A 22,415-nucleotide genomic window follows, 5' to 3' on the forward strand; every position below is an offset into this window, starting at 1 on the left:
GCCCCAGCCGCGTCCCGGACAGCGCCCCAGCCACGTCCCGGCCGCAACTGAATGTAAGCCTCCGCTTACTGGAAGACCGGCACCGCCGGTGCGAGGATGCGGGCGACCATTGCGCGCGGTCGCGCGGACCGGACCGCCCGCAGGACTCCCAGGGAAGGACGGCGTTGCCATGCAGGGCGACCCCGAGGTGCTCGAGTTCCTCAACGAACAGTTGACCGCCGAGCTGACCGCGATCAACCAGTACTTCCTGCACGCGAAGATGCAGGAGAACTTCGGCTGGGTGAAGCTCGCGAAGTACACCCGGTCGGAGTCCTTCGACGAGATGCGGCACGCCGAGCTGATCACCGACCGCATCCTGCTGCTGGAGGGCCTGCCCAACTACCAGCGGCTGTTCCACGTGCGGGTCGGGCAGACCGTCACCGAGATGTTCCAGGCCGACAAGCAGGTCGAGGTGGAGGCGATCGACCGGCTGCGGCGCGGCATCGAGCTGATGCGGAGCAAGAGCGACATCACCTCGGCGCGGCTGTTCGAGGCGATCCTGGAGGACGAGGAGCACCACATCGACTACCTCGACACGCAGCTGGAGCTGGTGGAGAAGCTCGGCGAGCCGCTGTACATCGCGCAGTTGGTGGCGCAGCCCGACAGCGAGGACTGAGCGGCGAGGACTGAGCGGGGAGGGCTGAGCGGGGAGGGCTGAGCGGGGAGGGCTGAGCGGGGAGGGCTGAGCGGCGAGGACTGAGCGGCGAGGGCTGAGCGAGCGGGCTGAGCGGCGAGGACCGGACCGCGCGCTCAGGCGGCCCGCGTGTCCGGGAGCGCCGGAGCCGCCGCCGGGGTCTGCTCCAGCCGGGTGGCCGTCGCGCAGCCGGCGCCTCGGCCCAGCAGCGCCTGGATGCGCTTGACGCACGACCCGCAGTCCGTGCCCGCCTTGCAGGCCGAGGCGATCTGCCGGGGGGTGCAGCGGCCGCTGTCGGAGTGCTGCTTGACCTGCTGCTCGGTGATGCCGAAGCAGGAGCAGACGTACACGCGGTCACCGCCATCCGGGGCCCGAGGGACTGAGGTAAACCTCACCTTACCCGGCGTCCCCGGTACGGAAAAGCGACAAGGGGCGCGGACCGGTGTGATCCGCGCCCCTTCTCGGGCGGGTGCGCGCCCGGCCGCGGGTCCGCGCCCGCCGCCGGGCCGCCGCCCCGCCGCCGGGGTCACCGCGCCGGGGTCACTGCCCCCGGTACATCTCCGCGACCAGGAACGCCAGGTCCAGCGACTGGCTGCGGTTCAGCCGCGGGTCGCACGCGGTCTCGTAGCGCTGGTGCAGGTCGTCGACGAAGATCTCGTCGCCGCCGCCGACGCACTCGGTCACGTCGTCGCCGGTCAGCTCCACGTGGATGCCGCCGGGGTGGGTGCCCAGCGCGTGGTGCACCTCGAAGAAGCCCTTGACCTCGTCGAGCACGTCGTCGAAGCGGCGGGTCTTGTGCCCGGAGGCGGCCTCGAAGGTGTTGCCGTGCATCGGGTCCGACACCCAGACGACCTGCGCGCCGGACGCGGTGACCTTCTCCACCAGCGTCGGCAGCTTGTCCCTGACCTTGTCCGCGCCCATCCGCACGATGAAGGTCAGCCGGCCGGGCTCCCGGTCCGGGTCCAGGCGCTCGATGTACGTCAGCGCCTCCTCCGGGGTGGTGCCGGGGCCGAGCTTCACGCCGATCGGGTTGCGGATGCGGGAGGCGAACTCGATGTGCGCGCCGTCCAGCTGCCGGGTGCGCTCGCCGATCCACAGCATGTGGCCGGAGACGTCGTACAGCTCGCCGGTGCGCGAGTCGGTGCGGGTCAGCGCCGACTCGTAGTCCAGCAGCAGCGCCTCGTGGGAGGCGTAGAACTCCACGGTGCGGAACTCCGCGGGGTCGGTGCCGCAGGCCGCCATGAAGTTGAGCGCGTTGTCGATCTCGCGGGCCAGCGCTTCGTACCGCTGACCGGACGGCGAGGACTTGACGAAGTCCTGGTTCCAGGCGTGCACCTGGCGCAGGTCGGCGTAGCCGCCGGTGGTGAAGGCGCGCACCAGGTTCAGCGTGGAGGCGGAGGCGTGGTACATCCGCTTCAGCCGCTCGGGGTCGGGGATGCGGGCCTGCTCGGTGAACTCGAAGCCGTTCACCGAGTCGCCGCGGTAGGTCGGCAGCGTCACGCCGTCGCGGGTCTCGGTGGGCTTGGAGCGCGGCTTGCTGTACTGGCCGGCGATGCGGCCGACCTTGACCACCGGCACCGAGGCGGCGTACGTGAGCACCGCCCCCATCTGCAGCAGCGTCTTGAGCTTGTTGCGGATCTGGTCGGCGCCCACGGCGTCGAACGCCTCGGCGCAGTCGCCGCCCTGGAGCAGGAACGCCTCGCCCTTGGCGACCGCGCCCAGCCGGGCGCGCAACTGGTCGCACTCGCCCGCGAACACCAGCGGCGGATACGAGGCGAGGTCGGCGATCACATCGCGCAGCGCCTCGGGGTCGGGCCACTCGGGCTGCTGCGCCGCGGGGAGAGCGTGCCAGGTGTTGCCACCGGTCTGGGTGGGTGCGTTCACGGTCACGGTCACCAGGTTAAGGGGTCCGGTCGCCCGATCCGCCGTCCGCCCAGAGGGTGAGACATCGGGGACGCGCGAGGCCGGTCCCGGGAACCGGTGGGGTCACTGCTAACGTCTGCGGCTTCGGGGGCGGTCTCCGACCGGGGGGCTGCCGCAGGGGAGGGTGCGCCTGCGGGCGTGCCGGAAAGCCGGGGTCTCACCCGTGTCACGCAGCAGGAACCGCAACAGACACCGCAGGCGTACGTCGCTGATCGCGTACGGCGCCGGCGCCGCCGTGCTGGCCACGCTGGCCACGTACGGCACGCTCGCCATGGCGTCGCCGGGAGGGGGCGGCGCCGACGCCGAGGCCGCTTCGGCATCCTCCGCGCTGCAGGCCGACTTCGCGTCGGCCGCGCAGGAGTTCAAGGTCCCGCAGAGCGTGCTGATGGCGGTCTCGTACCGGCAGACGCTGTGGGACGCGCACGCCGGGAAGCCGAGCGCCACCGGCAACTACAACGTGATGGGCCTGACCCAGGTCCGCCCGCAGGACCTGGAGCAGCCGGCCGCCGCGGACCGGCTGGCCGAGATGAACCTCAGCGGCGACCCGGCGATCAGCCTGGCACTTCGACGCCGCCCGGGCGCTCAAGGCGGACCCGGCGCAGGTCGACACCTCCGACCCGCGGCTGCACACCCTGGACGCGGCGGCCGACCTGATCGGCGCGTCCGCCGACGAGCTGCGCAGCGACAGCCGGCAGAGCGTGCGCGGCGCCGCGGCCCTGCTCGCGCAGTGGGAGAAGGAGGCGTACGGGTCGCTGCCCGCGGACGCCGGCCGCTGGTACCCGGCGGTCGCCCGCTACAGCCAGTCCCCCGACGCCGGCGCGGCCGACCGCTTCGCGCAGCGCGTGTTCGCCTCGATCAGGACCGGCGAGTCCCGGGTCACCGACGACGGCCAGCAGGTCGTGCTGCCGGCCGACCCGTCGGTGAAGCCGGTCAAGGTCGGCAGGCAGGCGCTGACGGTGAAGGCCGCCGACGCCACGACCGCTGCGGTGACCGCGGACTGCCCGAGCACGCTGAGCTGCGCCTGGGTGCCGGCCGCGTTCAAGCTGAACGGCTCGGCCACGGACGACTGGGGCAACTACAACCCGGCCAACCGGGTCGCCGGGCCGCCCGCCGCGGGCGCCGAGGACATCCGCTACATCGTCGTGCACGACATGGAGGGCTCGTACGAGGGCTCCATCCAGGAGTTCCAGAACCCCGCGGTCTACGCCAGCGCCCACTACCTGGTGGCCGACGACGGCCGGGTCACGCAGATGGTCCAGAACAAGGACGAGGCGTGGCACGCGGCCAACAAGACGGTCAACATGCACTCCATCGGCGTGGAGGACGAGGGCTACGCGATGAAGGCGGGCTCCTGGTACTCCGAGCAGGAGTACGAGACGTCCGCGACGCTGGTGAAGTACCTGGCCCAGAAGTTCCACGTGCCGCTGGACCGCCAGCACATCATCGGCCACGACGAGGTCCCGGGCGTGCTGGACCCGAACGTCGCCTCGCAGCACTGGGACCCGGGACCGTACTGGGACTGGAACCACTACATGGCGCTGATGGGCGTCCCGCAGGGCGACCAGGGCGCCGGCGGGGTGCTCAAGACCGGGCAGCTGGTGCGGATCGTGCCGCCGTACACCACGGCCAACCAGCCCACGCTGACCAACGGCGGGACCGCGTTCGCCGCGCACCCGGCGAACTTCGTCTACCTCTACACCTCGGCCTCCACCTCCGGCGCGAAGAACACCGACCCGTATCTGGGCACCGGCCCGGCGTGGAGCGAGGGCTCGAACTGGGCGGACAAGGCGGTGACCGGCAGCGAGTACGTGGTCGCCGGCACGTCCGGCAACGACTGGACGGCCATCTGGTACGCCGGCAAGAAGCTGTGGTTCTACAACCCCGGCGGCCAGTGGACGGCGCCGGTCGGCACCACCGGCCAGACCGTCGTCAAGCCCAAGGCCGGCACCAGCGGCTACATCCCCGTCTACGGCCGGGCCTACCCCGAGCAGGCCGCGTACTCCGGCACCGGCGTGCCCGTGCAGGCCAAGAACGACGACCCGCTGACCAAGTACGGCGTCCCGCTCGGCCAGGGCCAGGCGTACGCGCTCGCCGGGCCCGAGGCGGCCGGCGACTACTACTACGCCGGCACCTACGCGGGCACCGCGGCCGGCGACCGCACGCTGGTCTCCGGGACGCAGCAGTTCTACCCGATCCAGTTCAACCACCGGATCGCCTGGGTGAAGGCGAGCGATGTGGTGCTGTCCACCAGCACCACGCCGGACAGCGGCGCCACCCGCAGCGACCTGATGGTGCGCGACTCCTCGGGCAACCTGTGGCAGTACCAGGGCACGGGCAAGTCCGCGGCGCCGTTCCTGAGCCGCTACAAGGTCGGGCCCGGTTGGAACACCTACAACCAGGTGACCCGGACCACGCCGCTGCGCGCGAACGGCACCGGCAACCTGGTGGGCCGCGACTCCACCGGCACCCTCTGGTACTACACGGCGTCGGGGAACATATCGAAGCCCTTCACCGGCCGCAGCAAGGTCGGCACGGGCTGGAACCAGTACAACCTGATCCTCGGCGGCGGTGACGTCAACGGCGACGGCAAGGGCGACCTGCTGGTCCGCGACTCCACCGGCACGCTGTACTACCACCCGGGCGCGGACACCGCGACGCACTTCAGCGCCCGCACCAAGATCGGCACCGGCTGGCAGCAGTACAACGCCCTGATCAGCCCCGGTGACATGACCGGCGACGGCAAGGCCGACCTGCTGGTCCGCGACGCGTCCGGCACCCTGTGGCTCTACCAGGGCACCGGCAAGCCCGCCTCGCCGTACCTGACCCGCACCAAGGCGGGCACCGGCTGGCAGTCGTACACCAAGATCCTCGGCGTCGGCGACATCACCGGCGACGGCAAGCCGGACATCCTGGCCCGCACCTCGGACGGCACGCTCTACGTCCACCCGGGCACCGGCAGCGCGACCGCTCCGTACGGCTCCCGGCTGAAGATCGGCACGGGCTGGAACCAGTACAACCTGTTCAGCTGAGCCGGCCGGCTGCGGTAGGGTCGGCGGCATGAACGCGCTGCCGGCCCCGCAGGCCGATCCGATCTCGCACCAGAACTGGTGGTGGACCGCTCCCCGGGCGGCCCACTGAGCATCGCGCGTATCCATCTCCCGCGAAGGCCGCCCCCCAAGGGGCGGCCTTCGGCGTTTCCCGGCCCGGCCGCCCCTTCCCCGCCCAGGAAGGACCACCGCCCGTGTCACGGACCACCGATCCCGCCGCGCCCGCCGAGCCCGCGGAGCCCGCCGCACCTGCCGCTCCCACCGAGGCCGCCGCTCTCGTCGAGCGGCTGCTGGCCGCCGACCGCACGCCGTTCGCGCTGCTGCACCGCCGCTCCCCCGGCCGCCCCGAGGGCGTGGTCGAGGTGCTGGTCGGGCCGGTCGGCGAGGTGGACCTGCTGGCGGACATCCCGCTGCCGGCCGGGGTCCCGGACGGCGGCCGGGCGGCCGTGGACGCGCTGGCCGTGGTGCCCTACCGGCAGATCCGCGAACGCGGCTTCGAGGTGCCCGACGACGGCGCGCCGCTGCTGGTGCTGCGGCCCGAGGAGGTCCTCGACGTGCCGCTGGCCGGGCTGCTGGACGCGCTGCCGCGGCGCGAGGTGCGGGTGGAGGGCGGCGCGTTCGACGTGACCGACGAGGCGTACGCGCGGGTGGTGCGGCGGGTGCTGGAGGAGGAGATCGGCAGCGGCGAGGGCGCGAACTTCGTCATCCGCCGCACCTTCCGCGGCGTCGTGCCGGACCACGGGCCGGACGCGGCGCTCGCACTGTTCGGCCGGCTGCTGCGCGGCGAGCGCGGCGCGTACTGGACGTACGTGGTGCACGTGCCCGGCCGCCGCACGCTGGTCGGCGCGAGCCCCGAGGTCCATGTGCGGGTCAGCGGCGGCACGGTGGTGATGAACCCGATCAGCGGGACCTACCGCTATCCGCCGCAGGGCCCGGACCCGGACGGCCTGCTGGCGTTCCTGCACGACCCGAAGGAGGTGGAGGAGCTGACCATGGTGGTGGACGAGGAGCTGAAGATGATGTCCGCGATCTGCCCGCTGGGCGGTGTCGTGGTCGGCCCGCGGCTGAAGGAGATGGCCCATCTCGCCCACACCGAGTACGAGTTGCGCGGGCGCACCGAGCTGGACGTGCGCGAGGTGCTGCGCGAGACGATGTTCGCCGCGACCGTCACGGGGTCGCCGCTGCAGAACGCCTGCCGGGTGATCGAGCGGCACGAGCCGCGCGGCCCCGGCGACGCCGGGCGCGGGTACTACGCGGGCGCGCTGGCGCTGATCGGCCGGGACGGCGCGGGCGCGCAGACGCTGGACTCGCCGATCCTCATCCGCACCGCGGACATCGCGCCGGACGGCGCCCTGAAGGTGCCGGTGGGCGCGACGCTGGTGCGCCACTCCGACCCGGCCTCGGAGGTGGCCGAGACGCACGCCAAGGCGGCGGGCGTGCTGACCGCGCTGGGCGTGCGTCCGGCGCCCGCGGCACGGCCGGCCGGGCCGCGCGGGCGGCTGGCCGACGACGTGCGGGTGCGGGCCGCGCTGGACGCCCGCCGGGCCCGCCTCGCGCCGTTCTGGCTGCGGATGCAGGCCGCCCCGGAGCGTCCGGGCGATGCCGGGCACGCGCTGGTGGTGGACGGCGAGGACACCTTCACCGCGATGCTCGCGCACGTGCTGCGCTCGGCCGGCCTGGAAGTCTCGGTGCGGCGCTACGACGAGCCGGGGCTGCGGCGGGCGGCGCTGGCGCACCGCGGGCCGGTGGTGCTGGGACCCGGCCCCGGCGACCCGGCGGACACCTCGGACCCCAAGATGCGGCTGCTGCGCTCGCTCGCCGCGGACCTGCTGGCGGCCCGCGCGCCGGCCCGGGCGGACGGCGAGCCGGGGGCGTCCGGGCCGGCGGGCGCCGCGGTCGGCGCGGGCCGCGGCGGGCTGCTCGGGGTGTGCCTGGGCCATGAGCTGATCGCCGCGGAACTCGGCCTCGACCTGGTCCGCAAGGCCGAGCCGCACCAGGGCGCGCAGCACACGATCGATCTGTTCGGGCGGCCGGAGACGGTCGGCTTCTACAACTCCTTCACCGCGCGCTGCGACGACGCGGTGACCGCCGAACTCGCCCTGCACGGCATCGAGGTGAGCCGCGACCCGGCCACCGGGGACGTGCACGCGCTGCGCGGGCCGCACTTCGCGGGCGTGCAGTTCCACCCGGAGTCGGTGCTGACGCTGGGCGGCGCGGCGATCGTCGCCGACCTGCTGGCGGCGGTGGCGGTCCCGGCCGGGCCGGTCGCCGACCGCGCGTAGCGGGCCCGTCCGCACCTGGCGCGGGACTGACCGCGCGCGGGTCCCGCGCCGGTCCGCGGGGCCCGCGCCGGTCCGCGGGGCCCGCGGCGGCTACGCGGTCTCGCCGAACTGGCCCGCGTGCACCGGCAGTTCCGCGCCGACGGGCTCGGCGAGCACCGGACCGATGAGCGCGAGCACCTCGGCGATCATCGTGAACTCGTCGGCGGTGCCGTCGACCACCAGGTCGGCCAGCGAGCGGGAGGGGGCGACGTGCGCGGCGTGCCGCTCCCGCCCGCTGGACAGGTAGTTCAGCAGCGAGATCCGCGGGTCCTGCCGTTGGACCTCGATCTTGCGGAGGATCTTCCGGGCCAGCCGGATGTCGTCCGGCGTGTCCACGTAGACCCGCCAGGAGGCTCGGCCGGTCACCGCCGCGAGGGTGAGGGCGAACAGGCCCTCGACGACGACCAGCCGGTGCCGTCCGGCCCGGGTCATCGCGTCGACGGCTTCGGCGACCGCGGCCTCGTCGATGGACCCCGGGTGGTTCCAGTCGAGCGTCTCGGCGCCGGTGGCGCTGAGGGTGCGCACCCCCCGCCGCGGATCGTGCGCGGGGGCGTAGAAGTCGTCCAGGTGCAGGAGGCCGACGGCCTCCGGATGGTGCCGCGCCAGCGCGTCGGCAAGGGTGGACTTGCCGGACGCGGTGCCGCCTGCGACCGCCAGTACGGGCACGTGCTGCCCTGCTGCCACACCCGCCATACCGGGCGCTCCTTCGAGGTGCTCAAGGAAAAACGAAGCGGCCGGACGAGCCGGGTGCAGGGATGGTAGGGCGAGGAGATCGACTGCGGCAAGCGCCGGTTCCGGCGTGGCTATCCGAAGAACACCCCGGCCTCGGCGTACAGGCCCGGGTCGACGGTCTTGATGGCGGCCGTGGCGTCGCCGATCGGCACCCGCACGATGTCGGTGCCGCGCAGGGCGACCATGGTGCCGAAGTCGCCGTCGCGGACCGCCTCGATGGCGTGCAGCCCGAAGCGGGTGGCCAGCCAGCGGTCGAAGGCGCTGGGGGTGCCGCCGCGCTGGACGTGGCCCAGCACGGTGGTGCGCGCCTCCTTGCCGGTGCGCTTCTCGATCTGCTTGGCCAGCCACTCCCCGATGCCCGACAGCCGGACGTGGCCGAAGGAGTCCAGGGTGCCGTCCTTGAGGACCATGTCGCCGTCGACCGGCATCGCGCCCTCGGCGACCACGACGATCGGCGCGTAGCGGATCTTGAAGCGGCTCTCCACCCAGGCGCACACCTGCTCCAGGTCGAAGCGCTGCTCGGGGATGAGGATGACGTTGGCGCCGCCGGCCAGGCCCGAGTGCAGCGCGATCCACCCGGCGTGCCGGCCCATCACCTCCACCACCAGGACCCGCATGTGGGACTCGGCGGTGGTGTGCAGGCGGTCGATGGCCTCGGTGGCGATGTTGACCGCCGTGTCGAAGCCGAAGGTGTAGTCGGTGGCGGACAGGTCGTTGTCGATGGTCTTGGGGACGCCGACGCACCTCACGCCGTGATCCCGCGAGAGCCGCGCGGCCACCCCGAGGGTGTCCTCGCCGCCGATCACGATGAGCGCGTCGACGCCGTCGGCCGCCAGGTTCTCCTGGACCCGCGGCGCCCCGCCCTCGACCTTGAGCGGATTGGTGCGCGAGGAGCCGAGTATGGTGCCGCCGCGCGGGAGTATGCCGCGGACGGCGGGGATGTCGAGACGGACGGTGTCCCCGTCGAGAGGGCCGCGCCAGCCGTCCCGGTAGCCGATGAAGTCGTAGCCGTATTCCTGGACGCCTTTACGGACGATGCCGCGGATGACCGCGTTGAGGCCGGGGCAGTCTCCGCCGCCGGTCAGAACTCCGACCCGCATGGACTCTTCCCTTCGTCGCAAGCCAGCTGTGCCGGATGTGCAACCTCCGCCAAGCTAGCGTGACTTGGGTCACATGTCGCCGCCCTGGTCGCCGTCCTCGCCGGCGCCCGGCCGGTCCAGGCCGCGTTCGATCGCGTACCGGACGAGCTCCACGCGGTTGTGCAGCTGGAGCTTGCCGAGGGTGTTCTGCACGTGGTTCTGCACGGTGCGGTGCGAGATGACCAGGCGCTGCGCGATCTGCTTGTAGCTCAGGCCCTTGGCGACCAGGCGCAGCACCTCGGTCTCGCGCTCGGTCAGCCGGGGCGCGGCCGGGCCGTCCTTCGCGGCGGCCGGCGGCGGCTCGGTGGCCAGCCTGCGGTACTCGCCGAGGACGAGTCCGGCCAGGCCAGGGGTGAACACCGGGTCCCCCGCCGCGGTCCTGCGCACCGCGTCCACCAGCTCGTCGCGGCCCGCGGACTTCAGCAGGTAGCCGGTCGCCCCGGATTTGACCGCTTCCAGTACGTCCTGGTGCTCGCCGCTGGCCGACAGCACCAGCACCCGCAGCGCCGGGTCGTGGCCGACGACCTCCTTGCACACCTGGACCCCGGAGGCGCCGGGCAGGTTGAGGTCGAGCACCATCACCTGCGGGCGGGCCGCGCGGGCCCGGCGCACCGCCTCGGGGCCGTCGCCGGCGCCGGCCACCACGTGGAAGCCGGCCTCGGACAGGTCGCGGGAGACCGCGTCCCGCCACATCGGATGGTCGTCGACGACCATGACCGTCACCGGCGGCTCGCCGCCCTCCCCCGGTGTCGCGCTGCCGAGCGTCATCGCCCTGTTCTCCCGTTCGAGTCGCCGAAAGCCGCCGCGGCGTCCGCGGCGGGGGTGGTGCCGGTGGTCTTCGTACGCCCGGTCCGGCCGGTCCGGCCGGTGTGCCCGGTGTGCCCGGTATGCCCGGTGCGGTCCGCGGGGCGGGGCAGCCGCAGCTCGACCTCGGCGCCCTGGCCCGGTACGGAGACCAGGTCCGCGCTGCCGCCGAGGTCGCGCAGCCGGCCGCGGATGGACTGCGCGACGCCGAGCCGGCCCTCGTGCTCGGCCGCGGCCAGCCGGCCCTCCGGGATGCCGGGGCCGTCGTCCCTGACCGACACCAGCACCGCGTCCGGCTCGTCCTCGACCAGCACCCACGCGTGCGCGCCGTCCCCGGCGTGCCGCCGTACGTTGTCCAGCGCCGCGCCGACCGCGGCGGTCAGCTCCGCCGCGTCCCGCGCGTCCAGCCACACCGGCGTGCCGGGCGCGGAGAGCGTCACACGCGAGGACGCCGCGTACGGCGCGAGCAGGACGCGCAGGTCCTGCGGGCCGTCGGCCGCGTCCAGGGCGCCGACGCCGCTGACGACGCCGGAGCCGCCTGAGCCGCCTGAGCCGTCGCGGCCGTGCGCACCGTCCGCGCCGTCCCGGCGGGCCGAGGCGCCCCCGCCGGCCGGGCCGCCCGGAGCGCCCGGGTGCGGCGGGATGCCGGTGATCAGCGCCCGCAGCGCCGCCTCCTGCTCGCCGGCCAGCCGGCCCAGCTCGGCCGCCTCGCCGCCGGCCCGCACCCCGCGCCGCTGGACCATCGCCAGCACCTGGAGGACTCCGTCGTGGATGTCGCGGGCCAGCCGCTCGCGCTCGCGGGTGGCGGCCTCGATCTGGAGCGCGCGGGCCAGGGTGCGCTCACTGGCCCGGGCCACCTCGACCACGTAGCCGATCGCGACGCCCGCCACCCACACCAGGATGACGTTGTGCACGGTGTCGCGGCTGGGGGTGCCGCGCTCGGCCAGGTCGGCGACGGCCACCAGCGTCGAGGCCAGCGCCGCCCAGCGCCAGCCGCCCTTGAGGGCGTACGCGAGCACCGCGCCCGCCGTCCAGATCGACGGCAGCGTGAAGGCGCCCGACTCGATCCGGCCGGCGGTGTCGACCCAGCCGGTGAGCAGGATGCCGCCGACCGCCACGGCCATGTCCGCCGCCAGGAACGGCCGGGTGCACCGCTCGGCGTTCCTGACCCGGCCGAGCGTGGCCAGCGTCCACACCGCGAGCAGCGCCATGTAGCAGCCGCCGGGCAGCGGGTGCCGCAGCGCGCGGTAGGAGTGGACGTAGAGCACCACCGCGTAGCCCATGGTGAGCACGCGGTAGGCGGTCAGCGCCCGCCACAGCGGCTGCTCGACCGACATCCGCGCGGCCACGCCTCACCCCTCCGCGGCGCGCTTGGCCGCCTCGGCGATCTGGCGCTTGGCGGCGGTGGCGTAGATGTCCACGTACTCCTGGCCGGAGAGCTTCATGATCTCGTACATCACCTCGTCGGTGACCGAGCGCAGGATGAAGCGGTCGCTCTCCATGCCGTGGTAGCGGCTGAAGTCCAGCGGGCGGCCGATCCTGATGCCGGGGCGGACGCTGAACTTGGGCATCACCTGGCCGACCGGCTGCACCTTCTCGGTGTCGATCATCGCCACCGGGATCACCGGCGCCCCCGAGGCGAGCGCCACCCGGGCCAGGCCGCCGGGCTTGCCCCGGTAGAGCCGGCCGTCGGGCGAGCGGGTGCCCTCGGGGTAGATGCCGAACAGCTCGCCGCGCTCCAGCACGGCCAGGCCGTCCTTGACCGCGGCCTCGCCCGCGCCGCGCACCCCCGAACGGTCCACCGGCAGCTGCCCGACGCCCTTGAAGAACGCGGCGGTCAGCCTGCCCTTGATGCCGGGCGAGGTGAAGTACTCGGCCTTGGCGATGAAGGTGACCTTGCGGTCGAGCACCGCCGGCAGGAAGAAGGAGTCGGAGAACGACAGGTGGTTGCTCGCCAGGATCGCCGGGCCGTGGGCGGGGATGTTCTCCAGACCCTCGACCCACGGGCGGAAGGCCGCCTTGATGGGCTGGCCGATCACGATCTTCATCGCGCCGTAGAACAACCGTGCCTCCTGTTTCCGACGCAATGACCTTAACGCCCCGGAGGGCCGGTGGGGCTTACCCCTGCGTGTGACGGCCGCGTACGCTGAACTGTCCGACCATGCAACGCCTCGCGTCGGCGCCTTGGCGCCCCGGAACGCCCGGAACAGGAGAATCCACGGTGCCGCTCATCCCCGGAGCCGAGCCGTACCGCCACGAAGGCGGCGAGACCGGCGTCCTGCTCTGCCACGGCTTCACCGGCAGCCCGCAGTCCCTGCGGCCCTGGGCCGAGTACCTGGCAGAACGCGGTCTGACGGTCTCCGTCCCGCTGCTGCCCGGCCACGGCACCCGCTGGCAGGACATGCAGGTCACCGGCTGGCAGGACTGGTACGCCGAGGTGGACCGCGAGCTGGCGCGGCTGTCGGCGCAGTGCTCCCGGGTGTTCGTCGCGGGCCTGTCGATGGGCGGCGCGCTGGCGCTGCGGCTGGCGCAGAAGCACGGCACCGCGATCAGCGGGCTGATCCTGGTCAACCCGTCGGTCAAAGCGGACAGTCCGCTGCTGAAGGCGGTGCCGGTGCTGCGCCACCTGGTGCCGTCGGTGGCGGGCATCGCCAGCGACATCGCGCTGGAGGGCTCCACCGAGATCGGCTACGACCGCACGCCGCTGCACGCGGTCCACTCGCTGACCTCCCTGTGGCGCACGGTACGTCCCGCGCTGCCGCAGGTCACGCAGCCGCTGCTGCTCCTGCACAGCAGGGTCGACCACGTCGTGCACCCGTCGAACTCGGCGGTGGTGCTCGCCAGGGTCTCGTCCCTGGACGTCACCGAGCGGGTGCTGGAGCGCAGCCACCACGTGGCGACGCTCGACCACGACGCCGAGCGGATCTTCACGGAGTCCTACGACTTCGTCCGCCGGCTGTCGCGGGACGTGGCGCCGGCGGCGGGCGTCAGACAGAACGGTAGGCACGAGGAGGGCACGGCCGTCGCCGAGGAGGGCACAGGTGGCTGACCCCGACCGCGAGGACGAGGGCGCCGCGCCGCTGGACGAGGACGCGGCGTGGGCGGCGCTGGTCGCGGGCTTCGACGAGGAGCCCGAGCCGGGCACGGAGCCGTCCTGGCCGGAGGCGGAGAACGTCCCGGAGGGCCGGGACCCGGTGCCGCCGCTGCCCGAGCCGAAGCCGCTGCCCCCGCCGCCCACCCGGAGCATCGTGATCCACCCGGTGATCCAGGGGCCGCGCGACTTCGAGCTGGAGGAGGACGAGGACGCGCACTACGAGCCGCCCGAGCCGCCCCCGCTGCCGGACGCGGACGTCACCACCAAGTTCGCGTGGATCGCGGTGCTCGGCGGGCCGCTGCTGCTGCTGGCGTTCGTGCTCTTCCAGCTCGACCTGACGTGGTGGGCCGTGGTGGTCGGCGTCGGCGGGTTCCTGGGCGGGTTCGCGACGCTGGTTGCGCGGATGCGCACGGACGAGGACGACGACGACCTCCCCGGCGGCGGCGCCGTCGTCTAGCCCCACCCGCCGGCTCCGCGCTGAGCGTTGCCCCGCTTTTCAGGGGGCGCGGGGCTCAGCGCCGAGCTGACGAGGAGGGGACGCGGACCGCGGCGAGGACCGGGAGGTGGTCGGTCGCGGCGGCGAAGTCCGCGGGGGCGACGCCGGCCGCCGCGGTGGGCACACCGCACCCCAGGACCTCGACGGCGCCCGAGGCGAAGACCGCGTCGATCCGCTGCCGCGGCGCCGCCGCCTCGGACGTGAACTCCCCGCCCCACGGCGCGGCCGCGTACGCGTCGGTGAGCGTCCCGGCGATGCGCCGGAACGCCGCCCCGCCCGGCCCTTCGTTGATGTCGCCGCCGACGACCGTGTGCGGCGTGCCCAGCGCGGCCACGCGCTCCAGCAGCAGCCCGGCCTGGGCGAGGCGCTCGCCCGCGTCGAGCGAGAGGTGCGCGGAGACGGCGCCGAGCCGCGCACCCCCGATCCGCAGCACGGCCGTGGCGAACCCCCTGCGGTGCAGGCCGGGAGTGTGCGGCAGCAGGACGTCCTCGGTGCGCTCGACGTGCGCGCGCGGCGACACCAGGATCATCGGACCGGTGGCCGGCGCGCCACCGGTGGCGTAGAACAGGCCGGTCGCGCTCGCCAGCCGGGCCGCGGACTTGCGCCAGCGGAAGAACCGCGGCGCCTCCTGGACCAGGACGAGGTCGGGGGCGCAGGCGCGGATCACCCGGGCCAGCGCCGCCGTGTCGTCCCGCATGGAGCGGATGTTGTAGCTGAGGACGCGGACGACGGCCGAGCCGTCCGGCTCCGTCGCCGACTCCGGCAGTTCCTCCACGCGCTCCCCGCTCCCCGCTCCTCGTTCTACCGTGCCTGCCGTACGCCCGCGCCCGCGGTGCCGCGCCGTGCGGACGCCGCGCGCCCGCGCCGTGCCCGCGGTCAGCCCTGGCGGGCCAGGTCCGCCGCGCCGACCAGTCCGGCCTTGCCGCCCAGCTGCGCGGCCAGCACCTGCGCGTGCGGGCGCCACTCGCCGCCGATCAGCCAGCGCCGGAAGGACTTGCGGATCGGGTCGAGGACCAGCTCGCCCTCGTCCGAGACGCCGCCGCCGACGATGAACGCCGAGGGGTCGAAGAGCGAGGCCAGGTCGGCCAGGCCCGCGCCGGCCCAGCGGGCCAGCTCGCGGAAGGAGTCGACGGCGACCGGGTCGCCCTGCCGGGCGGCGGCGCTGACGTGCCAGGCCCTCGATGCCGTCCGGGGTGCCGTCGCCGAGCGCCAGCAGCACCGCGGCGTTCTCGGGAGTGGCGGCGGCGCGCTGCCGGGCGTAGCGGACCAGGGCGCGGCCGGAGGCGTACTGCTCCCAGCAGCCCTGGCTGCCGCAGCCGCACAGCAGGCCGTCGGGGACCACCCGGATGTGGCCGAACTCGGCGGCGACGCCGAACCGGCCGCGGCGCAGCTTGTTGCCGATGATGATGCCGCCGCCCAGACCCGTACCGAGTGTGATGCAGATCACATCGGAGTGCCCCTGGCCGGCGCCGAAGCGGTACTCGCCCCACGCCGCGGCGTTGGCGTCGTTCTCGACCACCACCGGCAGGCCGACGCGCTGCTCGACCTTGTCCTTGAGCGCTTCGTGCCGCCAGTTGATGTTGGGCGCGAAGAGGACGGTGGCGCGCTTGTCGTCGACGTCGCCGGCGGCGCCGATGCCGACGGCCTCGATCTGATGACCCGTGCTGACCTGGCGTACGGCCTCGACGATCGCGTCCACGACGCCTTCGGGAGTCGACGGTGTCGGCACCTTCACGGTTTCGAGGATCGAGCCTTCCTCGTCGACCACTCCGGCCGCGATCTTGGTGCCGCCGATGTCGACGCCGATGGTGAGTCCCATGTGTCCCTCGGTTTTCGGTCGTTCCCCGCTAAGAGAACCGTACCGGAGTGAGGGTCAGTCGAGGTCGATGTGTTCAGCCGTTGAACGCTTGGACCCCTCACCGGCGGTCCAGCGGGCCTCCGCGCCGGCCACGGCGGAGCGGTAGGCCGCCAGGAGTTCGGCTCCGGCGGCCGCGAGGTGGTCGAAGAGGTCGGGGTTGCGGTCCACGATGGGTTCGACAACAGAACGCATCTGGGAGACGACGCCCTGGGCCGTCATCCGCACCGCGGGGTTGTCGAGGGCGGCCAGCTTGTCGGTCACCGCGGCCCCCACGGCCGAGGCGAGCCGGCGCAGCTCCTCCGCGGCGCTGCCCGTGTCGGCGCCCGCCTCCGCACGCCTGCGGGCCCGCTCGGCCGCGATGTCCTCGGCGCTGGCCTTCGCCCACGCGTCGGGCTCGGGCCGGTCCGTCGCTTCGCTCATCCTCGGCTCCCCACGGAACGTCATGTCGCCTTCTCGCCGCGTTTGCCCCGGCTCCCCTTCGACGGTACCCGAACTCCCGCGGGAGCAGAGGTGGTCGCGGGGCCGGCCGCGCGGGTCCGCCGGGTCCGCCGGGTCCCCGGGTCCCGCGCGGCACCGGAGACGGTCGGCGATCCGTCGGCCGGTCCGGCAGCGGGTCCGCCGCCAGATCCGTCGGCCGGTCCGGCAGCGGGTCCGCCGCCAGATCCGTCGGTCGGTCCGCCGACGGGTCTGTCGGCAGATCCTGACGGCCGGTGCGCCGGCCGGTTCGTCAGCGGGGCCAGAGGCCGGGGTCGGGGGTGAAGCGGACCCGCAGCGCGCCGTCGCGCAGCGCCGCGCCGGCGACCGTGCAACGGCGCAGCGCCGAGGGCAGCGGCACGATACGGCGGAAACCGCCCGCGTCGACCACGAGTTCGTCGCCGCGGCGCACCAGGTCGAGTCCCTCGCGGCCGGCGCCGGGCAGCGGCAGCGTCCAGACGAGGTGGCCCTCGGCGGCGAGGCGGTCCGCCACGTGCCAGGGGTCGGGACGAGGGGCGTCGGGCTCGGCGGCCCCGCCCGTGACCCCGCCTTCGGCAGGGCCGTGCCCGAACCCCGGCGCGGCGCCGGCGGGCCACCCCGCGGCGTCGAGCGCGTCCGCGAGCGCGGCCAGATCCGCGGGGGTGCGCGGCGCGCGGCCGAAATGCGGGATCTCGTGGTGCGGGACCTCGCGGGCGCCGTGGCCGTCGTCGACCGCACGGGCCTCGCGGTCCGCGTGGGGGGCATGGCCATCGCGGCCCGCGCGGGGGTCGTGGCCGGTGCGGCCCGCGCGGGGGTCGTGGCCGGTACGGTCCGCACGAACGTCGTGGCCATCGCGGCCCGCGCGCACGTCGTGGCCGGCACGCTCCGCGCACTGCGCGGCGAGCGACGTGAGCACGTCCTGCTGCTCCGCGGACAGGGCCGCGAGGAAAGGGTCGGCGGACCCGGTGGGCAGCACCCGGTCCGCGAGGACGCCCGCGAGCCGGTGGCCGTGGAGGGCCAGACCCGTGCGCGCGGTGCTCAGGACGTCCGCGGCGGACGGCCCGGAGGGGTCGAGGACCACCGCGACGGCGGTGCCCGCGGCGTCGATCACCCGCTGTACGGCGGCCAGTTCGCGGTCGGCGCGGGTCGCCGCGTCGTACGCCCACTCCGCCGGCATCGGGACGCCGGCGAGCTGGGCGAGCACCGGGCGCAGCGCGCGGGCTGCCTGGCGGTCGGCGGGCAGCAGCCGGCGCAGGTAGCGGCGCAGCTGCTCGGGCAGCGCGAGCAGCGCGACCGCCTCGCGGACCGGCGGCAGGTCGACCACGACCAGGTCCCAGCCCGCGCCGGGCAGCGGCGCGCCGGGGCCGTCGGCCGGGTCGCCGCCCGCACCGCCGCCCTCGGCGGGCACCGCGCGGGCCTCGCGCAGCGCCCGCAGCAGCGCGAACGCCTCGGCGCCGGGCAGTTCGGTCAGCTCCTCGGGATCCAGCGGCGGCGCCCCGAGCATCGCCAGCAGGCTGCCGATCCGGGCCTGCACGTCCAGCGCGCCGGCCCGGTAGGAGGCCGCGGGGTCGACGCGGGCCACGTAGAGGAGGTCGACGTCGGCGACCGGCGACGGCAGCGGCAGTCTGGTCGCGGTGACCTCGCCGCGCCGCCCGCTTCCGTCACCGTTCCCGTGCCCGCCGGGGGCGCCGGGCACGGCGGGCGGCAGCAGCGGGTCGACCACGGCGCGGTCGCCGGTCAGCAACAGCGTGCGCGCGCCACGGCGCGCGGCGGCCAGCGCCGTCGCGGCGGCGGCCGTCGTCCGTCCGGCGCCGCCCGCCCCGGTGACGAGCAGCGTCCGCACGGGCACGCCGCCGCCGGGCACGGCAGAGCCCGGCGAGGTCTCGTCACCCGGCCGCACGGGCCTCGCGTCGTGTTCCCCTTGCACCGGTCAGGCCGACCCGCCGGACGTCTTGGTCGGGCTGACCTCGTCGCGGCCCGCCGTCGTGGCGTCGGCGACCGCTGCGTCGGCCGTCGAGGCGTTCGCGGCGTCGGCCGTGGAGGCGTTCGCGGCGTCGGCGTTCGCGGCGTCCGGCGCTCCGGACTCGACGCGCTTCTTCAGCCCGGCCAGCGCGCGGTCGATGATGACCTTCTCCGCCTTGCGCTTGATCATCCCGAGCATCGGAATCTTGACGTCGACGGTGAGCTGGTAGGTGACCTCGGTGCGGCTGCCGCCGTCCAGCGGCGCGAGCGCGTACGAGCCGTCCAGGGTGCGCAGCATCTGCGACTTGACCAGCGACCAGCGCACCTCGTGGTCGCCGACCCAGGTGTACGCGAGGGTGTGGTCGTCGCGGATCGCGCCCGCGTCCAGCAGCAGCCGGACCTGCTCGGCGCGGCCGGCCGCGTCGGTGGCCAGCACCTCGGCCTCCTTGACCTCGCCGGTCCACTCCGGGTAGCGGCCGAAGTCGGCGATGACGCCCATGACCGCGGCCGGGGCCGCTTCGATCGTGATGCTCGACCTCGTGTGTTCCGCCATGGCCGTGGCCCTCCTGAACGGTGCTGCCAGTGCTGCCGGCTGCCGGACGCCGACCCGTCTGAAGGCTATCGCGCCGGAGTCCGCGCCACGCCTACCCGGGACGCCCGCTCCACCGCCCGCCCCGGCAACCGGGGAGAACCGACCCGCGGCGTAGCGCGGCGTACCGTGTGTGATGCTGAAAACATCTGTACAGCCCCCCTATCCCCGGAGCTTTACCGATGGGTAACGTCCAGCCCGTCCATCGTCCCTCCGGGTGCGCCGTGGCACCGATGAGGAGCAGTCGCCTTGCGTGAGTTCAGCCTTCCGGCACTGTACGAGGTCCCGGCGGACGGCAATCTGACGGATCTCGTCCGCCGCAACGCCGCGCAGCACCCGGACATCCCCGTGATCGCCCGCAAGGATCCGGCGGGAGGCTGGCAGGACGTGACCGCGAGCGCGTTCCTCGCCGAGGTGCGCGCCGCGGCCAAGGGGCTGATCGCCTCCGGGGTGGAGCCGGGCGACCGCGTCGCGCTGATGTCGCGCACCCGGTACGAGTGGACGCTGCTGGACTTCGCCGTGTGGAGTGCCGGCGCGGTGACCGTGCCGGTCTACGAGACCTCCTCGCCGTCCCAGATCGAGTGGATCCTCGCCGACTCCGGCGCCGTCGCGGTGGTGGTCGAGTCGGCCGCGCACGAGGACGCGGTGGAGTCCGTGCGGGTGCGGCTGCCGCGGCTGAAGCACGTGTGGCGGATCGACGCGGGCGGCGACGGCGCGAACGCGGTGGAGGCGCTGGCCGCGGCCGGCACGGACGTCTCCGACGCGGCGGCCGAGGAGCGGGCCGGCGCGGCCCGCGCGGACTCGCCGGCCACCATCGTCTACACCTCGGGCACCACCGGCCGGCCCAAGGGCTGCGTGCTCAGCCACCGCAGCTTCTTCGCCGAGTGCGGCAACGTGGTGGAGCGGCTGGCGCCGCTGTTCCGCACCGGCGACTCCTCGGTGCTGCTGTTCCTGCCGCTCGCCCACGTCTTCGGCCGGCTGGTGGAGGTGGCGAGCGTGATGGCGCCGATCCGGCTCGGCCTGGTGCCGGACGTCAAGACGCTCACCGACGACCTCCAGGGCTTCCGGCCGACCCTGATCCTGGGCGTGCCGCGGGTGTTCGAGAAGGTCTACAACACCGCGCGGGCCACCGCCCAGGCCGGCGGCAAGGGCCGGATCTTCGACCGGGCCGCGGCGACGGCGATCGACTACAGCCTGGCGCTGGACACCCCGTCCGGCCCCTCGCTGAAGCTGCGGCTGGCGCACCGCGTCTTCGACCGGCTGGTGTACGCCAAGCTGCGCGCGGTGCTGGGCGGCCGGGCCACCCACGCGATCTCCGGCGGCGCGCCGCTCGGCGAGCGCCTGGGCCACTTCTACCGCGGCATCGGCTTCACCGTGCTGGAGGGCTACGGGCTGACCGAGTCGTGCGCGGCGACCGCGTTCAACCCCTGGGACCGTACGAAGATCGGCACGGTCGGCCAGCCGCTGCCCGGCTCCACGGTCCGCATCGCCGACGACGGCGAGGTGCTGCTGTACGGCGAGCACCTGTTCACCGGCTACTGGAACAACGACGCGGCGACCGCGGAGGCGATGGCCGACGGCTGGTTCCACACCGGCGACCTGGGCGCGCTGGACGAGGACGGCTACCTGTCGATCACCGGCCGCAAGAAGGAGATCATCGTGACGGCCGGCGGCAAGAACGTCGCGCCCGCGGTGATCGAGGACCGGATCAGGGCGGACGCGCTGGTCGCCGAGTGCATGGTGGTCGGCGACGGCCGGCCGTTCGTGGGCGCGCTGGTCACCCTGGACGAGGAGTTCCTGCCGCACTGGGCGGAGCAGCACGGCAAGACCGGCCGCACGGTCGCCGAACTGGCCGCGGACCCGGACCTGCTGGCCGCGGTGCAGCAGGCGGTGGACGTGGGCAACGCGGCGGTCTCCAAGGCGGAGTCGGTGCGCAGGTTCCGCATCCTGCCCGGCCAGTTCACCGAGGAGTCCGGCCACCTCACGCCGTCGCTGAAGCTCAAGCGGAACGTGGTGGCCAGCGATTTCGCGGACGAGATCGAGGCGCTGTACGCGGCGCCGCGCGGGTAGCCCCACCGCGACACCGCGCGTGAACCCCTACAGCAGGGACGTCAGCCGGGTCGCCAGCAGGTCCCAGCGCCAGGACTCCTCGACCCAGGCGCGGCCGCGTTCGCCCATGCGGGCGCGCAGTTCGGGGTCGCGCAGCAGCGTCAGCACCCGCTCGGCGGTCTGCTCGCCGGAGCCGCCGCGGACCACCCAGCCGGTCTCGCCGTCCAGCACCGCGTCCGGCGCGCCCCCGGAGTCGCCGGCGACGACCGGCAGGCCGGTGGCGGACGCCTCCAGGTAGACGATGCCGAGGCCCTCGACGTCCAGGCCGCCGCGGCGGGTGCGGCAGGGCATCGCGAAGACGTCGCCGGCGCCGAAGTGCGCGGGCAGGTCCTTCCACGGCACCGGGCCGGTGAAGCGGACCGACGCGGCCACGCCGGTGCGTTCGGCCAGCCGCTCCAGGTCGCGGCGGTACGGCCCGCCGCCGACGATCAGCAGCACGGCGTCGGGGAACTCGCGCAGGACGCGCGGCAGCGCGAGGATCAGCGTGTCCTGGCCCTTGCGCGGCACCAGCCGCGACACGCACACCACCACCGGCCGGTCGGACAGGCCCAGCGCGGCCCGCACCGCCGCGCCGCCGGAGCCGGGGTGGAAGGTCTTCTCGTCGACGCCGGGCGGCAGTTGGACCATCCGCTTAGCCGCCCGCGGACCGAGCGCGGGCGCGATCCGCGAGCGGGTGTACTCGCCCAGGTAGGTCACGGTGTCGACGCCGTCGCCGATCCGCCGCAACAGCCGCCTGCTGCCGGGCAGTTGCGCCCAGCCGGCCTCGTGCCCGTGGGTGGTGGCCACCAGTCGCCGGGCGCCGGCCGCGCGCAGCGCGGGGGCCATCAGCCCGAGCGGCGCGGCGGCGCCGAACCACACCGAGGTGCAGCCGTGCTCGCGCAGCAGGGCCGCGGCCCGCCGGTTCACCCGCGGCACCGGCAGCAGCATCTGGGTGCGGTCCCTGATCACGGGGAACGGCTGCTCCGCGTCGAACCGCGCGACCTCCTCGCGGTCCTTCCACGTCGAGCAGTACACCACCACCCGGCCGGGGTCGAGCCGCAGCGCCATGCTGTGCACGAAGGACTGGATGCCCCCGGGCCTGGGCGGGAAGTCGTTGGTGACGATCAGCGTCTTGTCCATCCCGGCCGACAGTACCCGCTTCCCCGCGCCGGGTGGCGTGGGGCGTTCACCCGGGTGGGGGCGGGGGTCGCGTTCGTGCGGGCATCGGGGCGGGGC

The 22,415-nt window shown here is 74.4% G+C and carries 17 protein-coding genes and 2 pseudogenes; 6 read left to right on the forward strand and 13 right to left on the reverse strand.

From position 1 onward, the window contains the following. Positions 1 to 169 precede the first annotated feature (169 nt). On the forward strand, positions 170 to 655 hold the full coding sequence (gene bfr, locus VSR01_RS08395) for a bacterioferritin (protein WP_326448628.1): 486 nt from the start codon (positions 170 to 172) through the stop codon (positions 653 to 655). 134 nt (positions 656 to 789) lie between these two features. Here the strand turns inward: bfr and VSR01_RS08400 are convergent, their stop codons facing one another. Further along, entirely contained in the window at positions 790 to 1,023 is a 234-nt protein-coding gene (locus VSR01_RS08400; RefSeq protein ID WP_326448629.1) for a (2Fe-2S)-binding protein, read from the reverse strand. Positions 1,024 to 1,213: 190 nt separating this feature from the next. After that, positions 1,214 to 2,563: a class II 3-deoxy-7-phosphoheptulonate synthase gene (locus VSR01_RS08405; RefSeq protein ID WP_326448630.1), complete on the reverse strand. Its 1,350-nt coding sequence runs from the start codon at positions 2,561 to 2,563 to the stop codon at positions 1,214 to 1,216. 731 nt (positions 2,564 to 3,294) lie between these two features. Here VSR01_RS08405 and VSR01_RS08410 point away from each other — a divergent pair. Continuing rightward, a complete protein-coding gene (locus tag VSR01_RS08410) occupies positions 3,295 to 5,625 on the forward strand; it encodes an N-acetylmuramoyl-L-alanine amidase (protein WP_326448631.1) in 2,331 nt (776 codons plus the stop codon). 305 nt (positions 5,626 to 5,930) lie between these two features. Beyond that, positions 5,931 to 7,925 carry a chorismate-binding protein gene (locus VSR01_RS08415; protein WP_326453557.1) on the forward strand — a complete coding sequence of 665 codons (1,995 nt, stop codon included), beginning with the start codon at positions 5,931 to 5,933 and terminating at the stop codon, positions 7,923 to 7,925. 90 nt (positions 7,926 to 8,015) lie between these two features. On the opposite strand, the gene VSR01_RS08420 is transcribed toward VSR01_RS08415, so the two are convergent. From VSR01_RS08420 to VSR01_RS08440, 5 genes are all read right to left on the reverse strand, one after another. Further along, entirely contained in the window at positions 8,016 to 8,657 is a 642-nt protein-coding gene (locus tag VSR01_RS08420) for a uridine kinase family protein (RefSeq protein WP_326448632.1), read from the reverse strand. Positions 8,658 to 8,767: 110 nt separating this feature from the next. After that, positions 8,768 to 9,796 (reverse strand): 6-phosphofructokinase, encoded by a 1,029-nt coding sequence (locus tag VSR01_RS08425; RefSeq protein ID WP_326448633.1) that lies wholly within the window; start codon positions 9,794 to 9,796, stop codon positions 8,768 to 8,770. A gap of 69 nt (positions 9,797 to 9,865) precedes the next feature. Next, a complete protein-coding gene (locus VSR01_RS08430) occupies positions 9,866 to 10,603 on the reverse strand; it encodes a response regulator transcription factor (protein ID WP_326448634.1) in 738 nt (245 codons plus the stop codon). After that, positions 10,600 to 11,976, reverse strand: coding sequence for a MacS family sensor histidine kinase (gene macS / locus VSR01_RS08435; protein ID WP_326453558.1), 1,377 nt, complete (start codon positions 11,974 to 11,976; stop codon positions 10,600 to 10,602). The genes VSR01_RS08430 and macS overlap by 4 nt, the downstream gene beginning before the upstream one ends. 15 nt (positions 11,977 to 11,991) lie before the next feature. Continuing rightward, positions 11,992 to 12,702 carry a lysophospholipid acyltransferase family protein gene (locus tag VSR01_RS08440; RefSeq protein ID WP_326448635.1) on the reverse strand — a complete coding sequence of 237 codons (711 nt, stop codon included), beginning with the start codon at positions 12,700 to 12,702 and terminating at the stop codon, positions 11,992 to 11,994. A 158-nt stretch (positions 12,703 to 12,860) separates the two neighbouring features. Between VSR01_RS08440 and VSR01_RS08445 the strand changes: the two genes are divergently transcribed. Beyond that, a complete protein-coding gene (locus tag VSR01_RS08445; RefSeq protein WP_326448636.1) occupies positions 12,861 to 13,688 on the forward strand; it encodes an alpha/beta hydrolase in 828 nt (275 codons plus the stop codon). Then, a complete protein-coding gene (locus tag VSR01_RS08450; protein WP_326448637.1) occupies positions 13,681 to 14,190 on the forward strand; it encodes a hypothetical protein in 510 nt (169 codons plus the stop codon). The genes VSR01_RS08445 and VSR01_RS08450 overlap by 8 nt, the downstream gene beginning before the upstream one ends. A 55-nt stretch (positions 14,191 to 14,245) precedes the next feature. Here the strand turns inward: VSR01_RS08450 and VSR01_RS08455 are convergent, their stop codons facing one another. The 5 genes and pseudogenes from VSR01_RS08455 to VSR01_RS08475 all read right to left on the reverse strand — a co-directional run. Next, complete coding sequence (locus VSR01_RS08455) at positions 14,246 to 15,004, reverse strand: endonuclease/exonuclease/phosphatase family protein (RefSeq protein ID WP_326448638.1); 759 nt, start codon at positions 15,002 to 15,004, stop codon at positions 14,246 to 14,248. A gap of 101 nt (positions 15,005 to 15,105) precedes the next feature. Further along, positions 15,106 to 16,048 (reverse strand): annotated as a pseudogene (locus VSR01_RS08460) (ROK family glucokinase). Positions 16,049 to 16,102: 54 nt separating this feature from the next. Then, on the reverse strand, positions 16,103 to 16,507 hold the full coding sequence (locus VSR01_RS08465; RefSeq protein ID WP_326448639.1) for a DUF5304 family protein: 405 nt from the start codon (positions 16,505 to 16,507) through the stop codon (positions 16,103 to 16,105). A 307-nt stretch (positions 16,508 to 16,814) separates the two neighbouring features. Then, positions 16,815 to 18,440 carry an ArsA-related P-loop ATPase gene (locus VSR01_RS08470; protein ID WP_442785417.1) on the reverse strand — a complete coding sequence of 542 codons (1,626 nt, stop codon included), beginning with the start codon at positions 18,438 to 18,440 and terminating at the stop codon, positions 16,815 to 16,817. 174 nt (positions 18,441 to 18,614) lie between these two features. Further along, positions 18,615 to 19,055 (reverse strand): annotated as a pseudogene (locus VSR01_RS08475) (SRPBCC family protein); the annotation flags it as partial. Positions 19,056 to 19,340: 285 nt separating this feature from the next. Here VSR01_RS08475 and VSR01_RS08480 point away from each other — a divergent pair. Further along, complete coding sequence (locus VSR01_RS08480) at positions 19,341 to 21,161, forward strand: AMP-dependent synthetase/ligase (protein WP_326448640.1); 1,821 nt, start codon at positions 19,341 to 19,343, stop codon at positions 21,159 to 21,161. A gap of 27 nt (positions 21,162 to 21,188) precedes the next feature. On the opposite strand, the gene VSR01_RS08485 is transcribed toward VSR01_RS08480, so the two are convergent. Then, entirely contained in the window at positions 21,189 to 22,319 is a 1,131-nt protein-coding gene (locus VSR01_RS08485) for a glycosyltransferase family 4 protein (RefSeq protein WP_326448641.1), read from the reverse strand. Between the last annotated feature and the right edge of the window lie 96 nt (positions 22,320 to 22,415).

It is taken from the genome of Actinacidiphila sp. DG2A-62, from assembly GCF_035825295.1.
Classification (GTDB): Bacteria; Actinomycetota; Actinomycetes; order Streptomycetales; family Streptomycetaceae; genus Actinacidiphila.

Excerpts from the sequence above, each read along its gene's own strand:
- VSR01_RS08465 (WP_326448639.1), bottom strand. The coding sequence starts at position 16,507 with ATGAGCGAAGCGACGGACCGGCCCGAGCCCGACGCGTGGGCGAAGGCC.
- VSR01_RS08425 (WP_326448633.1), bottom strand. The coding sequence starts at position 9,796 with ATGCGGGTCGGAGTTCTGACCGGCGGCGGAGACTGCCCCGGCCTCAAC.
- VSR01_RS08430 (WP_326448634.1), bottom strand. The coding sequence starts at position 10,603 with ATGACGCTCGGCAGCGCGACACCGGGGGAGGGCGGCGAGCCGCCGGTG.
- VSR01_RS08485 (WP_326448641.1), bottom strand. The coding sequence starts at position 22,319 with ATGGACAAGACGCTGATCGTCACCAACGACTTCCCGCCCAGGCCCGGG.
- VSR01_RS08420 (WP_326448632.1), bottom strand. The coding sequence starts at position 8,657 with ATGGCGGGTGTGGCAGCAGGGCAGCACGTGCCCGTACTGGCGGTCGCA.
- bfr (WP_326448628.1), top strand. The coding sequence starts at position 170 with ATGCAGGGCGACCCCGAGGTGCTCGAGTTCCTCAACGAACAGTTGACC.
- macS (WP_326453558.1), bottom strand. The coding sequence starts at position 11,976 with ATGTCGGTCGAGCAGCCGCTGTGGCGGGCGCTGACCGCCTACCGCGTG.